General features: G+C 33.6%; 12 protein-coding genes. 7 read left to right on the top strand and 5 right to left on the bottom strand.

Annotation, left to right across the window (positions count from 1 at the left end; genetic code table 11):
* Window positions 1–59 precede the first annotated feature (59 nt).
* Genes AA088_RS01990 through AA088_RS01980 form a run of 3 tightly spaced genes read right to left on the bottom strand, consistent with a single transcriptional unit; the run spans window position 60 to window position 2,448 of the window.
* A complete protein-coding gene (locus tag AA088_RS01990) occupies window positions 60–1,202 on the bottom strand; it encodes a hypothetical protein (protein ID WP_046743281.1) in 1,143 nt (380 codons plus the stop codon).
* Window positions 1,199–2,098: a DMT family transporter gene (locus AA088_RS01985; RefSeq protein WP_046743280.1), complete on the bottom strand. Its 900-nt coding sequence runs from the start codon at window positions 2,096–2,098 to the stop codon at window positions 1,199–1,201. The genes AA088_RS01990 and AA088_RS01985 overlap by 4 nt, the downstream gene beginning before the upstream one ends.
* Window positions 2,098–2,448 (bottom strand): arsenate reductase family protein, encoded by a 351-nt coding sequence (locus AA088_RS01980; protein ID WP_046743515.1) that lies wholly within the window; start codon window positions 2,446–2,448, stop codon window positions 2,098–2,100. The genes AA088_RS01985 and AA088_RS01980 overlap by 1 nt, the downstream gene beginning before the upstream one ends.
* 133 nt (window positions 2,449–2,581) lie before the next feature.
* On the opposite strand from AA088_RS01980, the gene AA088_RS01975 reads away from it, so the two are divergent.
* Window positions 2,582–3,838, top strand: a complete 1,257-nt coding sequence (locus tag AA088_RS01975; RefSeq protein WP_046743279.1) for a cation:proton antiporter — start codon at window positions 2,582–2,584, stop codon at window positions 3,836–3,838.
* A 153-nt stretch (window positions 3,839–3,991) separates the two neighbouring features.
* Entirely contained in the window at window positions 3,992–5,842 is a 1,851-nt protein-coding gene (locus tag AA088_RS01970; protein ID WP_046743278.1) for a PLP-dependent aminotransferase family protein, read from the top strand.
* On the opposite strand, the gene AA088_RS01965 is transcribed toward AA088_RS01970, so the two are convergent.
* On the bottom strand, window positions 5,843–7,492 hold the full coding sequence (locus tag AA088_RS01965) for a M1 family metallopeptidase (RefSeq protein ID WP_052752749.1): 1,650 nt from the start codon (window positions 7,490–7,492) through the stop codon (window positions 5,843–5,845).
* 94 nt (window positions 7,493–7,586) lie between these two features.
* On the opposite strand from AA088_RS01965, the gene AA088_RS01960 reads away from it, so the two are divergent.
* The gene (locus tag AA088_RS01960) at window positions 7,587–8,729 is read left to right on the top strand and encodes a cystathionine gamma-synthase (protein ID WP_046743277.1); all 1,143 of its coding nucleotides are present in this window, start codon (window positions 7,587–7,589) and stop codon (window positions 8,727–8,729) included.
* A 63-nt stretch (window positions 8,730–8,792) separates the two neighbouring features.
* Here AA088_RS01960 and AA088_RS01955 read toward each other — a convergent pair whose 3' ends face one another.
* Entirely contained in the window at window positions 8,793–9,581 is a 789-nt protein-coding gene (locus AA088_RS01955) for a THC0290_0291 family protein (protein WP_046743276.1), read from the bottom strand.
* Between the two features lie 251 nt (window positions 9,582–9,832).
* On the opposite strand from AA088_RS01955, the gene gdhA reads away from it, so the two are divergent.
* The 4 genes from gdhA (at window position 9,833) to AA088_RS01935 (ending at window position 16,780) form a co-directional block, all read left to right on the top strand.
* Complete coding sequence (gdhA, locus tag AA088_RS01950; protein ID WP_046743275.1) at window positions 9,833–11,176, top strand: NADP-specific glutamate dehydrogenase; 1,344 nt, start codon at window positions 9,833–9,835, stop codon at window positions 11,174–11,176.
* A gap of 173 nt (window positions 11,177–11,349) precedes the next feature.
* Complete coding sequence (gene porZ, locus AA088_RS01945) at window positions 11,350–13,656, top strand: type IX secretion system anionic LPS delivery protein PorZ (RefSeq protein ID WP_046743274.1); 2,307 nt, start codon at window positions 11,350–11,352, stop codon at window positions 13,654–13,656.
* Window positions 13,657–14,376, top strand: coding sequence for a DNA repair protein RecO (gene recO, locus AA088_RS01940; protein WP_046743273.1), 720 nt, complete (start codon window positions 13,657–13,659; stop codon window positions 14,374–14,376). It begins immediately after the preceding gene.
* The gene (locus AA088_RS01935) at window positions 14,360–16,780 is read left to right on the top strand and encodes a TonB-dependent receptor plug domain-containing protein (protein ID WP_046743272.1); all 2,421 of its coding nucleotides are present in this window, start codon (window positions 14,360–14,362) and stop codon (window positions 16,778–16,780) included. The genes recO and AA088_RS01935 overlap by 17 nt, the downstream gene beginning before the upstream one ends.
* The last annotated feature ends 151 nt before the right edge of the window (window positions 16,781–16,931 follow it).

Below are 16,931 nucleotides of genomic sequence, written 5' to 3'. Positions count from 1 at the left end.
AAACAAATCTAAAAGCAAAGCGCGTCTAAAAATCTAAGTAAGTCTAATAGTCTAGAAATCTATTCCTTAAACGGCAAATGCTCTTTAAAATCTTTGATTTTAATGTTTTTAATAAAAGGTTTAATTAATGAATTTAAAAGAGGTCTTTTATGACGGATATAACACGTAAGATCTTGTGGTTTTGCACCAAGAGTACTTTTAATCTCTGAAGCTGTTCTACCTAGATTGATTTGTTTTTTTTGATGCAATATTCCCAAGCGAACATAGTCGTTTAAAATTCTAGGATATATTGCATAATCTTTGTTAAGTGAATAGTTTAAGCCAATAAAATGAGCATCTAAATTTTCACCATTTTTCATCGCAGACAAAAATCCGACAAGTGTATCGTCTAAAAAATAACCTTTTACAATAAATTGATCGCCATATATTTTTTTAAGATTTATATATGTATTCAAGTTTAGTACTTGCGCATTGAAATTTGCATTGGCAATTGTATTTTCGTAGAGAGATTGCAACTCACTTTTATAAGATTCAATTTCTTCAGCGGTAAATTCAATTGTTTTTAACGTTTCACTTTTACTATCGGCTCTATTGGCTTTAACTCTATATTTGGATTTAAGAGCATCCTTATAATTGTCAAATGATTTCCATTCTGGCAAAATTTTAAGAATCATATTCGGCTCAACTTTCATGGGCGAATAGCCATACTCTTTTAATTGATTCGTAATAACTAAAGAGGAATCTTTAAAGTCTTTAATGAACACGGCGTGCAATTTGTGAATTCGCTGCATTAAAGTTTGCAGAGCAAACACCAATTCATGAAACAATTCTTGAGTCAGAGAATCTTTTTTAATAAATGTACCATACTCACCACTTAAAAATACATTTCCACAGAACATAATTTTAAGAGAACTATGGCAGAATAATTTGTTGATACGTTTCTTTAACCATTCAGCAATTTTTATATTTTGTGTAATGGTTTCTATTGCAATATGCACGGTTTGTGTAGCTGCAAAGGCAACCGCTTTTCGCTCCTCATTAAGTAAAACAATATATTGAAAAACAATGGTGGCGTTTGCAGTTTCGTATGCATTAAAAAACTCGGGCGTATAGTATGTATTATCACAACAACCTAGCTGTTGCCAATATTCTTGAGGAATATCATTTACACTATCGTAAAAAAGATGTTTTACAGTACTCATGTACGTGTTTTGACTTTATTGATTGAAACAAGGTAAACACCTGCAAAAATCAACGTAGCCGCAACAATTTTAATCAAATTTAAGGAATCACTACCCATAATAATTGCAAAAATTCCAGCAATTACAGGTTGTATATACAAAAATGTGCTAACAGTCGAGGCTTTTAATTGACGCAATGCTAGGGGATTTAATAAATAGGTCGCAAAAGTGGCACCAATAATTACAAATAATGTTTCAAAAATAACAAAAGGAGAAAATAAAGCCCAATCTACAGCACTTAATTCTGCGTAGCCAAAAGGTAAAACTAAAAATGTACCGAATAAAAACAACCACTTAATAAATGTAAACGGATGGTATTTGACACTTAATTTTTTGATGATAATGATATAGATACTATAAGAAACAGCATTGATAAAGACCAATAAATTTCCCAGTGGAACATTATCGGATGCAAGCGCAGATTTTCCATAAACACTTAACACTACAGCTCCTGACAAGCCAAGAATGATTCCTAAAATTTTACGTGGAAGAATTTTTTCCTTCAAAAAAATAGCAGACATAATCAATACCAAAATAGGCACTACAACCATAATCACTGAAGCATGAATTGGAGTTGTAAATTCAAGTCCCTTAAAAAAGGTAAGCATATTCAAGGCAATTCCAAAAATTGCAGCAAAAAAGAAGGTTATAAAATCTTTTCGATCAATTTTTTCCTTAGGAGCAAACATACTAAACAACCAAAACAAGGTTGCTGCGCCAGCTACACGCAATAAAATGAATCCGAAGGGTTGTATATAACCACCTTTAATTACGTCAGAAGCAAACGTAAAAGTTACTCCATAAAAAACTTGTACAGCAAAAGCTGCTACAAAAGCTGAATTCCTATCAGAGACCATTACGACAATGCTTCTTTAGCAGCTGCTACAGTTTTGGCAGAATTGCCAATAAAAATTTGATTATTTGCAATAATAACGGGACGTTTTAAAAATGTATAATGTTCTAAAATATATTTTTTAAAGTCTTTTTCAGATAAATCCTGATTTTTCAAATCTTTCTCTTTGTATAAACGAGCTCGTTTGCTAAATAATGCTTCGTAATTACCAGAAAGTTCATGCATTTCTTGTAACTGTTTCTCTGTAATAAGCTCTTCCTTAATATCTTGTAAAATAACATCTGATGAAGGAGCTAATTCTTTTAAAATTCGTTGACAGGTATTACAGGTACTTAAATGATATATTTTTTTCATCGTGCGAGAATAGAATGTTGAATGTTGTGTGTGCTCAGTCGTTAAAAACGATAAACTTTTGCAAAGAAAATTCATTTCGATTAAAAATTAATACTTTTAGGTCAAATAAAATACCGACCTCAAATAGCACGATATGGATTATTTCATGATTACTACCGTTCTTGTATGTTTAGCAGCAGTTTTTGGCTATATCAATGTTCGATTTTTAAAACTTCCCAATACTATTGGATTGATGTTAATTACGATTCTATTTACTTTAGGAGTTTTTGGACTCAGTTATGTAGATGCAACGCTACTTAATGCAGAAAGATATATCATTTCTCAAATAGATTTCAGAAGTGTTTTATTAGATATCATGTTGAGTTTTTTACTATTTGCAGGAGCGTTACATACTAATTTTGAGCAACTTAAAGTACAGCGTTGGCCTGTGTTAATATTTGCAACATTAGGTGTGCTCGTTTCTACATTTTTAGTAGGAATTATGATGTACTATGTGTTAATGTTGATTGGTTTGGAAGTAAATTTTATTTATTGCTTGCTCTTTGGAGCATTGATTTCGCCTACCGATCCGATAGCGGTATTAGGGATTTTGAAAAAAGCAGGAGTTCCTAAAAAACTAGAAACAAAAATTGTTGGAGAATCGCTCTTTAATGATGGAGTAGGTGTGGTAATCTTTTTAACAATATTTCAAATTGCAAATTCGGGAGCAGGAAACGTAAGCATTACAGATGTAGCCAAGCTTTTTGGATTGGAAGTTTTTGGTGGAATTTTATTAGGCGCTTTGCTTGGTTGGATTACTTATAGATTGTTAAAGTCGATTGATGATTATGACATAGAAGTAATTATTACTTTGGCAGTTGTAATGGTAGGAACGGCAATTGCGCACAAATTACATGTGTCGGCTCCGTTAGCAGTCGTTACTGCCGGATTGATTGTTGGAAACGATACTGTACGCGATACTGCAATGTCGGAAGTAACCGAAACGTATGTAGATAAATTTTGGGAATTAATCGATATTCTATTAAACACAATTTTATTTGTATTGATAGGGATGGAAATGTTAGTCATCACTTTTAAAGGCACCTATATTTTTGCTGGACTTATTGCGGTTCCTGTGGTTTTACTATGTAGATATATCTCTTTGTTATTTCCTATTAAATTCTTTGAAAAACGACTCAATTTTGTGCCTAAAACAAACCTCATTATGACGTGGGGCGGATTGCGTGGCGGAATTTCCATTGCCCTTGCTTTAGGCCTTACGGCAGAAATGGAACGAGATCTTTTCTTAGTAATTACCTATGTAGTTGTTATATTTTCAATTTTAGTACAAGGGCTTACGGTAGGAAATCTGGTTAAAAAAATTGAACAAAAAAAACTTTCAAAAAAGTAGTTTTTTCTATAAAATAGTATTCTTTTTAATTACTGAATGTACGTGTTTTTTTAGAAGGAAGAACTCACTGTTTTATACGACAAAAAAGACAATCAAAAGCTATCAAAAAATTAATTTGATGTATCTTGCCAAACGTATTAAAAAAATAAAATCATGCTAGACACTCAAGTCTTAACATATATAAAAAATGTATTAGATAATAAGCCAACAGACTGGTTGCGACTTACAACTCATCGATTGGATATTTATACTGAAAAATTGGCAAAACAAGAATTCTTGGAAGAGTTTGAAAAACTTTATGAATCTGCCAATGCTGATGCTTTTGCTCTGCAAGAATTACCAACAGCATACGATTATATTCGTTTAGGGCATCCACTTTCGTGTGTGTTAGAATGGACTATAGCCAAACTAATGCGCACCAAAGCTCAAAATGTGATTAGTTTTTCCTCAACTGTTACGCCTATTTTAGCAGTATTGAGAAAAAATCTATTAGAAAATAAGAAAACACAAATTGTTTATATTGATTCCTTGCCTGAAGCTTTTAACGAAGAAGTGATACATACTGTATACGGATATCAATTTGAAACAAAAAAAATCAATAACATTGCTGAAATTCCTGCCTTTGAAGGAAGTGTTGTTCTTTTTTCACAAAAAGACGAAGTATATAACTTTGACAGAACATTGTTAGCAGATTTTGTTATCAATGCGCATCCTAAATATGGAAGTATATTGTTGATTAACAGAGAAGAAAATGAAGAGTATGTTTCTGAAATTCAGCATGTACGTAGAAGGGAAACAATAGCAATGACACCAGTCAACTGTTTGAAAGTGTTAAATAAGCTTACAAACAATGCATATATAGATACCGATGAGGATACTAGAGAAGCAGATAAAAAAAGTGTTGTGGCTTCGATCAATACGATTGCAAATGTAGCTACCAAGGCTTTAGTGGGTTCTAGTGGATTGTCAATTCAATATGCAATTATGATGGGCTTAATTGATGATGCTTTAGAAAAACATCCTGAAAAAGATATCAAATTTATAGTGCCACCAAATTGTTATGGAGGAACTAACGATCAAGCACGTCGTATAGCGGCATGTATTGACAAAGTAGAGATTGTAGATTTACCTGTAGATGGCGATAATGATATGGTTAAAAGTGTCAATACAGTACTAGATCAGGTGGCAAAAGAAGATGCAATTCCATATATCATTGCAGAAATTCCAACAAACCCAAGAGTTGAAGTACCGGATTTGAATGCGCTCAAGGCGGCTTTAGAGCAAAAACGTACTACTGCAAATGGAGAAGTTGCTGTAGATTCTGTCTTTATATTAGATCAAACCTTTTGTCCAAATGTTCACTTTTTAGGAGAAGGTGATACACTTTCTACAGTACGAGCAATTTCTTATGCAAGCGGGTCTAAATTTCCGAGTGGCGGATTATGTACTGCAGGATATTGTATTGGAAATAAAAAAACAGCCTATTTAATGGATGCTATTGAAAAGCATTTGGTTGTATGTGACAACGAGGCAACCGATTTACAATATAAAATATTAGCAAATCAATTGCCATCTATGAATCAACGAATTGCCGATGCATATGCAAATACACGTGAGTTTGTAGATTTTATTGAAGAAACATTGCCAGAAGCGAAAATCAATTTTGTATCTAAAGAATTGGCTACACAAGGTTTTACACCATCTGTATTTTCATTAGATCTTCCAACAAAAGGAAGTACAGAAGAAGAAAGAGAAGCGTATAAAAGAGGGCTAAATCACAAGCTGATTACTATGATGATTATGGAAATTCCTCATGAAAGCAAATATTGTGTTAGTTATGGACAATTAAAGGGTTGCTACTGGACGATTCCAGCAACATCTACACAAGGAACAACCAAAGAAGGAGATAAAGATTATATTGCACGTGTAGCGTTGTCGGGCAATATGGATTTAGAGCGACATAAAGAAGTTTTCTCAAAATTTGTAGAAACTATCAAAGCATAATCAATCACCACTTTTTTTAGCTGTTACATAAAAATTTGGATCCAATTCGATAGTTGTTACGGTAGTAGGCATTTCTTTCGTTTGCCATTCGGTTGTTGGCGAAAGCCATATAACCTCTTTATTAATGGCCATGCGAACTTTCATGTCAAAATCAGCAACTGTATTTTCCCAGCGATACATCAATTTGTTGTCTTTTCGTTGGTAGGTCAATACAGGGATGTCTGTAGTACGCAAATATTGATCAAAAACTGCTGAAAGGTCAATTCCTGATTTTTCGCTGATGTATTTTTCTATTTGCTGAGTGTGTACTGTTTGGTGGTAGAAGTCTTTATTTAACCCTCGGAGAATATGTCGCCATTTTTCATCATTATCAATAAGTTGGCGAATGGTATGCAACATGTTGGCTCCTTTATAATACATATCACTTGAGCCTTCATGATTTACATTATAAACCCCAATAATGGGAATGTCATTTTGGATACTTCTACGAGTCCCGATTACATACTCAGCACTTGCTTTTTTTCCATAAAAATAGTCTAAAAACAAATTTTCAGAATACGCAGTAAAACTTTCATGAATCCACATGTCTGCTATATCAATGTTTGTAATGTTATTGGCAAACCATTCGTGACCAGATTCATGTACAATAATAAAGTCAAATTTCATTCCCCATCCTGTACGACTTAGGTCATAACCGCGGTAACCGTTGGTATAACCATTGCCATAAGTTACAGAGCTTTGATGTTCCATACCCAAATATGGAACTTCTACGAGTTTATAACTATCTTCATAAAAAGGATAAGAACCAAACCAATGCTCAAAAGCTTCTATGGTACGTCTGGCATCTTTAAATTGTTTTTTAGCTTTCTCTACATTATCACGTAATACATAATAATCCATATCTAAAGTACCTTTTTCTCCTTGATAGGTTTCTCCAAAATGAACATAGTCTCCTATATTAATATTAACACCATAATTATTAATAGGATTCATTACTTTCCAATGATAGGTTTTTGTGTTGTTTTCTTTTTCTTCAACACTTTCCAATCTTCCGTTTGAAACATTCATTAAATTCTTAGGTACGTTGACACTAATCTTCATGCTATCAACTTCATCATACATATGGTCTTTGCATGGCCACCAAACACTAGCGCCTAATCCTTGACAAGAAGAAGCAATAAAAGGGAGTCCGTTATCATCAGAACTCCAGGTAATTCCTCCATCCCAAGGCGGGCGTTTAGCTACTTTGGGCTTGCCTTCATAAAAAACTTGTACGCTATATACATTTCCTTTTCTTTGCCTCTTTTTTAGATGAATATAATGTGCATTGCCTTCATGAGTAATTTCTAGCTCTTCACCATTTTGAATCGCTTTTGTGAGTTGTAAAGGCGGTTGAAGATCTATTTGAAGTGTTTTTTGTCCTCTTTCTAAAACTTTATATTGTATAGTATTACTTCCAGCAATAGTTTGTGTGTCTGGATTAACGGTAATATCTAAATGGTAATGCGTTAAATCCCACCAAACACGCTCAGGAGTTATCGATCCGCGCAATGTGTCTTGCTTGGTAAAATGTTGTGAAAAAGCAGTTGTGTGTATCCACAAAAAAGCGAAAAGTAGATATATTGAGAAAGTATTATTTTTATGCAGCATATTTGCTAAAATTAAATGTAGTTAAAGGTACATTTATAATCTTTAATATTGAGAAATGAAGAGTTAAAATATATTCTGCAACAAACAAAAGGCTATGAAATTTAATACAAAAACGATTCACGGTGGACAAAAACCAGACAAGGCGTATGGAGCTGTCATGATGCCAATTTATCAAACATCTACATATGCACAACGTTCTCCAGGAGACCACAAAGGGTATGAATATTCACGAACTCATAATCCGACTAGAACAGCGTTAGAAAATGCATTGGCAAGTATAGAAAATGGAAATTATGGTTTGGCATTTGCTTCAGGTTTGGCGGCAATCGATGCTGTTTTGAAATTGTTTAAATCGGGTGATGAGGTTATTTCAACAAATGACCTTTATGGAGGAACATATCGGTTATTTACAAAGGTTTTTGAGGATTTTGGTATAAAATTTCACTTTGTTGGAATGAATGATATTACAAATGTAGAAGCGTATATTAACCAAAACACCAAATTGATTTGGGTTGAAACACCTACCAATCCTATGATGAATATTGTTGATATTAAAGCAGTCGCACATATAGCAAAACAAAACAAATTATTATTGGCCGTCGACAATACATTTGCAACACCATATTTACAACAACCTTTAGCATTAGGCGCAGATATTGTTATGCACTCTGCGACAAAATATATAGGCGGCCATAGTGACCTTGTAATGGGTGGATTAGTAGTAAATGATAAAGAACTGGCAGATAAATTATATTTTATTCAAAATGCTAGTGGAGCAATTAGTAGTCCAATGGATAGTTTTTTGGCTTTACGTGGTATCAAAACACTACATGTACGTATGCAACGTCATTGCGAGAATGGTAAAGCAGTTGCGGAATATTTAAAAACACATCCAAAAGTAGAAAAAGTATATTGGCCAGGGTTTGAAGATCATCCCAATCATCTCATTGCAAAAACACAGATGAATGATTTTGGAGGAATGCTCTCGTTTGTTACTAAAGGAGACAATTATGAACAAACGGTCAAAATCATAGAAAATCTAAAAATATTCACGCTAGCAGAATCACTAGGAGGTGTTGAATCATTGGCAGGACATCCTGCAAGTATGACGCACGCAAGCATCCCCAAAGAAGAACGCAAAAAAATAGGAATTGTTGATTCGTTAATACGTCTTAGTATTGGAATTGAAGATGTAGATGATTTAATTGCAGATTTGGAACAAGCTCTAGGAAAATAATCATATATAAAATAAAGCCATTCGCAATACGAATGGCTTTATTTTATATATTTTTAATAACTCTTAAAAGTTCAAATAATAAATATATCCTACATTTATAACGAAAGACCAGTCATTGGCTTTGTTTTCAGGATATAAATTCTCGTCTGGGTTAACACCATCAACCCAGTTTGAAAAGTAGTATCGCCAACGAAGATCAAACAAAAGATCAGAAACTTCAGTTAACTTGTAACGTGTTCCAATACTAGCAACTACAGACCAAGTTGAACCACTTTCATTTCTGTATGCATTTTGATATTTTACAGGTAAAACTCCTGGATCTGTAAGTCTTCCCAAATCAGATTCAACAGTTGGAGTGAAATAATTATATTGTACTCCTAATGCGGCATATGGCGCTAATAAATAGCCGCCACTTTCAAACTCACGAATACTTCTTGGGAAATATTCTAACTGTGTTCCTACATTCAAAACACGGGTGCTTCCATGCATTGCGCGTAATTGATTGGCTGTGAGTGAAACTTTATCATCACCCACATAACGACCAAAATGTTCTAAATTAACCGTAGTAAAAGTCAACTCATTTCGAACTTTAAAATGATCATTGAAATATGTGTAACGTGTAAAACAGTTACATTCTGCGCGATACGAGAAGTTTAAATAATGAACAATTCCAAACTCTGCCCCAACATTTCCAATATTGGTTTCAAAGTCATTACGTTCCCCATAATCTGATTGAAATGCATTAGGTCCTATAATAAATCCAATCTCGTGTGAAAAACCAAATTGAGAATACACAGAACCAGCATACATCAGCATGAAAAGTAGGAAGATAGGGCGAATTCTATTTAACATGTTATAAACCAGCTATTTTTATAAGGCTACACAGCAAATATATAAAAACCCTTAAAACAAAAAAACAAAAAGTGTATTATCTAATCTTTAATGTTCTTTAATGGCAGTGAATGAAGGGATTTCCTTTCAGTCAAAATTTAATATATGTACATTATCAAATTATAAAAAAAAGACTGTTTATTTTTAATTAAATGTATATTTGTATAGTCAAATAATGAAATTAATAAAAATTTGTTAATTAAACTTCGTTTATGGAAGCAAAAGTAAAAGAGTTTTTAGACTCGGTAAAGCAGACTAACGGACATGAATCTGAATTTTTACAAGCAGTTCAGGAAGTGGCGGAAGCTGTAATCCCTTATATTGAAGGAAAAGAAAAATACAAAGGGACAAAAATACTTGAAAGAATGGTAGAGCCTGAACGTGTTGTAATGTTTAGAGTTTCTTGGGTAGATGATAATGGAGAAATTCAGGTAAACCGCGGGTACAGAATTCAAATGAATTCTGCGATAGGACCTTATAAAGGAGGACTGCGTTTTCATCCAAGCGTAAACTTGAGTATTCTTAAGTTCTTGGCTTTCGAGCAAGTATTTAAAAATAGTTTAACAACACTTCCAATGGGTGGAGGAAAAGGAGGTTCTGACTTCAATCCAAAAGGAAAATCTGATAATGAGATTATGCGTTTCTGTCAAGCTTTCATGTCAGAGTTATATAGACATATTGGACCAGATACAGATGTGCCTGCAGGAGATATCGGTGTTGGTGGACGCGAAATAGGATACATGTTTGGAATGTACAAAAAGTTGCGTAACGAGTTTACAGGAGTACTTACAGGAAAAGGTATCAATTGGGGAGGATCTTTAATTCGTCCTGAAGCTACTGGATACGGGAATGTATATTTTGCACAAAACATGTTAAATACTAGAAACGAATCATTCAACGGAAAAACTGTTGTAATTTCAGGTTCTGGAAATGTGGCTCAGTATGCTGCTGAAAAAGCTATCCAATTAGGAGCAAAAGTAGTAACTATGTCAGATTCTTCTGGGTATATTCATGATAAAGACGGAATCGATGAAGACAAGTTAGCTTTCATAATGGATTTAAAAAATGTAAAGCGAGGGCGTATCAAAGAATATACAGAAAAATATACTGGAGCTGAGTACTTCGAAGGAGAACGTCCTTGGAGTATTGCTTGTGATATTGCTTTGCCATGTGCCACTCAAAATGAATTAAACGGAGAAGAAGCTAAAACATTAGTAAGTAACGGATGTATTTGTGTTAGTGAAGGAGCAAACATGCCTTCTACACCAGAAGCAATTGAAGTATTTTTAGAAAATAAAATTCTTTTTGCTCCAGGAAAAGCATCTAATGCAGGAGGAGTAGCTACTTCAGGATTGGAAATGACACAAAACTCATTACGTATGAGTTGGACTCGCGAGGAAGTTGATGCAAAATTACATGCTATTATGAACGACATCCACGCTAAATGTGTTGAGCATGGAACGGATGATAGCGGATTTGTGGACTACGTAAAAGGAGCAAATATTGCAGGATTCGTAAAAGTAGCTGATGCTATGATCGCTCAAGGCGTATTATAAATTTATCTATTAAATCATATAAAAGCTTCTCGCAAATACGTGAGAAGTTTTTTTTATGACAATAATATATGATAACCAATTCATTTACGTTATTATTAAATATATTTGATGAAATATCTCAAAAAGAATGGCAAACGGTTGTTTTGTCGAGACAGTTCTAAATAGAAAAATAAATGAAGAGGGTTTTATATTTACTACTTTTATTAAGCCATATGTTCTCTTACGGACAATCTGCTAATAATTCATGGTTAGGTCACTATTCATATAATAATGTGGTAGATATTTCTGCCAATTCCGAAAAAATTTACGGAGCTTCAGACAATGCTTTTTTTACTTACAATATACAATCAGGCGAGATAGAGAAAATTTCTACCGTAAATGGTTTGTCTGGAGAAGAAATTAGCACAGCTTACTTAAGCGATGCCGCTCAAAAATATGTTTTGGGCTATACTACAGGACTTATAGAAGTATTTGACATCAATACAAGAGAAATTCGTAAAGTGGTAGATATTGTTGATAAGCCAACAATTCCACCAAACAAAAAACAACTTAACCATATTTTAGAATACAATGGTAAATTGTATATCGCTACAAATTATGGAATATCTCTGTACGATATCAATGCGTTGGAATTTGGTGATACATACTTTATTGGGGCAAATGGGAGTCAACTAGAAGTAAGACAAACAACTATTTTTGGTGAGTATATATATGCAGCAACAAATGCAGGAATATATAGGGCAATTGTTGCCAATGATAATTTGATTGATTTTGCAGAATGGGAACGAATCAATTCTTCTAATTGGCAAGGAATCATTGCTTTTGGAGATGACTTATATGGAATTACTACAACCCGAAGAATGTTTCGTTTCAATGGGACTGGCTTTTCTTTTCTATCACAAGTTCCTCAATACCCAACATTATTAGAAGACTTTAAAGTTATTGATAATTACATGATTGTTGTACATGATCAAGAAGTACACGTGTATGACAGTGACTTAAATGAAGTAGCGGGAATTCAGGCGTTAGATGAATACCCAGAATTGGAGTTCAATTCAGTATTACTTATAGAAAACACATTATATCTCGGAACTGAAACTCAAGGAATCTTAAAAACAACCTTTCCAATGCCAAGTACGGCAACTCAAATATTGCCTGATGGGCCTCTGCTAAACAATACATTTTCTATCACGGCAATTCCTAATGAACTATGGGTGGTATACGGTGATTATGATGCAGGATATAATCCATATCCTTTAGATAAAAGAGGAGTAAGTCACTTACAAGAAATGGCTTGGGTAAATATTCCATATACCGATGCGTATGATGCGAGAAGTATAGTTCATGCGGCTGTAAATCCTTCCAATACCAATGAAGTATTTTTAAGTTCATTTTTCTCAGGAGTATTGCGCATAGAAGAAAATGAACCTGTGGAATTATTTAACACTACCAATAGCGGTCTTGAGTCGTTAGATATTGGTAATCCAAACTATATTGACATACGTATTGGAGCAACTGAGTTTGATGATGATGGAAATTTGTGGGTATTGAATTCTAAAGTAGATAATGGAATAAAAGTATTGCGAACCAGCGGCCAATGGGAATCGTATACAGTTACTGAAATAATCAGTGATCCTTTTAGCGCAGAAAATGCTCTTTCTAAAATTGAAATTAGCAACAACGGATTAAAATTTATTTCCACACAATCTCACGGAGTATTAGCTTTTGATGAAACGCGTAGCGCAGGTTCACGATTTGTTTCTATCAGTGAAGAAGAAGCAGGAAATTTGCCTTCAACTGATGTTAGGGCGATTGAAATTGATAAAACAGGAAACCTGTGGATTGGTACTGTAAAAGGAATTAGAGTATACTATGGAGCTGATGGAATTTTTGATGATAGTGATCCGCAATCAGATGACATCATTATTGTAGATGAAGATGGAGTGCCTAAAGAATTACTATTTGAGCAAACTGTGACAGATATTGAAGTTGATGGTTCGAACAATAAATGGATTGCGACTTCAGCTTCAGGAGTATTCTATATGTCTTCAGATGCCACAGAAACACTAGCGCATTTTACAAAAGACAATTCGCCACTACCTACAAATACTGTAACAGATATCGAAATAGACTCAGAAACAGGTCGTGTATATATTGCTACAACCAAAGGACTATTGTCATTCCAAGGGACGGCTACTGCTCCCAAAGAAACATTAGAAAATGTTTATGCGTATCCAAATCCAGTACGTCCTGGTTTTAGTGGAAACTTAACCATTGCAGGTCTCACTAACAATGCAAATGTAAAGATTACTGATATTGAGGGAAATTTGGTTTACGAAACAACATCAGAAGGAGGAACACTACTGTGGGATTTAACCGCTTTTGGGAAACATAAAGTGGCTTCTGGAGTTTATTTAATTTTGATTGCAAATGAAGATGGTTCAGAAACCAAGGTAACCAAAGTAATGGTCGTTCGTTAAATGATAGTAACCACTAAAGCTATCGTGATATCAACCATCAAATATGGTGATGCAGGTATCATTGTCAAATGTTTTACAGCTTCCGACGGAATAAAAAGCTATCTATTACGAGGAATCTTAAAATCAAAAAAAGGAAAACTTAAAATTGCATACTTCCAACCGTTAATGCAACTGGAAATTGTTGCGAATCACAAAAACAAAGGAAGCTTAGAATACATAAAAGAAGTAAAAACGGTATATCCGTATACTTCTATACATACCACTATTGCCAAAAGTGCTATTGTGCTTTTCTTGTCTGAAATATTAAACTTTTCCATTCAAGAAGAAGAAAAAAATGAATCTCTATTTGCATTTATTGAAAACGCCTTGCAATGGTTGGATATACATGACGAGGTGGCAAACTTTCACATATTCTTTCTTATTCATCTAACGAAATATTTAGGATTTTATCCAGAAACAGCGCATATTCACAAAAACTACTTTGATTTATATGAAGGTCAGTTTTTTGATGAAAGTACTTTAAATGAATGCATTTCAGGAGAAAATTTAACACTCTTTAAACGCTTATTAGGCATAAAATTTGATGAACAACACACTATAGCATTATCTTCTCATAGAAGAAATGAAATTCTTGCAATATTCATTCAATATTTTAAATTACATTTGCAAGGGTTTAGGCAACCGAAATCAATGGAAGTGTTACATGAAGTATTCAAATAAAATAAAAGGTATTGTCGTTATAATTTCTTTTATTTTTTCTACTGCTCTATTTAGTCAAGAAATTCAAGTAAAAGATATTATTAATGATCGTAACATTTCTAATGTAAATGTGTACAATAAAGACCAATCAAAAGGAGGAATTACCAATGCAAGAGGTCGCATTGATATCTCCATGTTTGGTGAAAATGAAGAAATTACATTTCAACACATTTCTTATCTTCCAGTAACGATTACTAAAAAGCTAATCTTAGAAAATAAGAACAAAATACACTTGGTAAGATCTTCCTCAGAATTATCAAAAATTATCATTTCAGTCTCTAAATGGCAGCAAGACAAAAAAGAAGTTCCTAAAAAAATTGTTAGTATCAGTAATAATGATATTGTAAACTCTTCACCGCAAACAGCTGCAGATCTTTTAGAAAGAAGTGGAAAAATATTTGTTCAAAAAAGTCAACTAGGTGGTGGAAGCCCTATGATAAGAGGGTTTTCAACGAATAGGTTATTGATATCTGTTGATGGTGTCCGAATGAATAACGCTATCTTCAGAGGAGGAAATATACAAAATGTGATTTCTATTGACCCTTTTAATGTTAATAATACCGAAGTGATTCTTGGTCCTGGCTCAGTAATTTATGGAAGTGATGCTGTTGGAGGTGTAATGAATTTTTATACCAAAACACCCAAACTATCTTGGACAGAAGAAACAAAATTTTCAGGAAATGCGAATCTGAGATATGCTTCTGCAAATAAAGAAAAAACAGGGCATTTTGACTTTAATATAGGGTTAAAAAAATGGGCATTTTTGACCAGTGTGAGCTACAATGATTTTGATGACCTTCGTATGGGAAAAAATGGAGATGATGCGTATTTAAGACCAGAATTTGTAACTAGAATGAATGGTAGTGATGTGGTAGTAAATAATGGAAATCCACTCATTCAGCGATTTACAGGATATAGCCAGTTCAACGTGGCACAACGTATAAAATTAGTGCCTGATGATTTTTGGGAATTTGATCTTGGATTTCATTACTCTGAAACATCTGATTATCCACGCTATGATCGTTTAATTCAATATAGAAATGGTGAACTACGTTATGGAGATTGGTTTTATGGCCCGCAAAAATGGTTTATGGCAAATCTTCAAACACAAAAAAAAGGAAATAATACCTATTATGACAATGTAAAATTTACCAATGCTTATCAGCGTTTTGAAGAAAGTAGACATAATAGAAACTTTCAAGATGTCATCTTAAATGTTACAGAAGAAAAAGTAGAAGCTATCTCTTCTAGCCTTGACTTTGAAAAAAGATTCAATCCAAAAATAAAAGTATTTTATGGTTTAGAATATGTATACAATAAGGTGCATTCTGATGGATATGATCAAAATATTGATACGAACGAAATCATGGACGCACCTTCTCGATATCCTGAAGGAGCTAGATGGCAATCAATGGCTGCTTATACAAGTGTAGAATACAAGCCCAATCCTAAATTTATTGTACAATCTGGATTGCGATACAATCATATACTGATTAATACAGATTTTGATAGAACTTTTTACCCTTTCCCTTTTACAGAAGCCAGCACAAATACAGGAGCATTTACAGGAAGTATTGGCTTTAGTTGGTTGCCTAAAAATTGGCAAATAACCGCAAACCTTGGAACGGCATTTCGCGCACCAAACATTGACGATATTGGAAAAGTGTTTGATTCGGAACCAGGTTCAGTAGTTGTTCCTAATCCACACCTTACGCCAGAGTATGCATACAATGCAGAATTTGGGATACAAAAAAAAATAGGAAATAGTTTCGATCTAAATTTTACAGCTTTCTACACACTTTTAGATGATGCATTGATACGAAAAGATTTTTCTTTAAATGGAGAAACAGAAATTATATACAATGGAGAGCCTAGCAATGTTCAAGCAATTCAAAATGCTTCGAAAGTGTTTACATACGGATTTGAATTTGGGTTTGCTGCTAGATTTGATAAAAAAACCCAAATCACGGCAGACTTAACAATTCCTCGCGGGGAAGAAGAGCAAGCAGATGGGACAAAAGTTCCTTTGCGACATGTGTCGCCTATTTTCGGAAATGTACATTTCATATATAAAACTAATAAACTTAAGTTTGACATCTTTACTAATTTTAATGGCTCAATTGACTACAATAATTTAGCTCCTTCTGAGCGTAGTAAAGATTACTTTTATTTGAGCGATGAAAATGGAAACCCGTATTCTCCTTCGTGGGTTACCATCAATGCAAGATCTAACATTGAGATTACTGAAAATGTCAATCTTACAGCTTCTTTAGAAAACATTACAGATCAGCGATATAGAGTGTACTCTTCTGGAATTACAGCAGCTGGAAGAAACTTGATTTTAGGAGTGAATTATACATTTTGAATTTTTTAAGAAAGAAAATATTTGTTAAAAACAAACTATTTCGAAATTTAGTCACAATTTTGTCGACAAATTCATAGATTTCATCTAAATTAATAGATTCAAAACACTACCATTACATGAAAATTAAAAAATAAAGTAAATTTACATTGCC

Source organism: Kordia zhangzhouensis (genome assembly GCF_001005305.1).
In the GTDB taxonomy this organism is placed as follows: Bacteria; Bacteroidota; Bacteroidia; order Flavobacteriales; family Flavobacteriaceae; genus Kordia; species Kordia zhangzhouensis.
The sequence above is the reverse complement of the archived record's forward strand: the minus strand, read 5'-3'. Positions and strand labels throughout refer to the sequence as shown.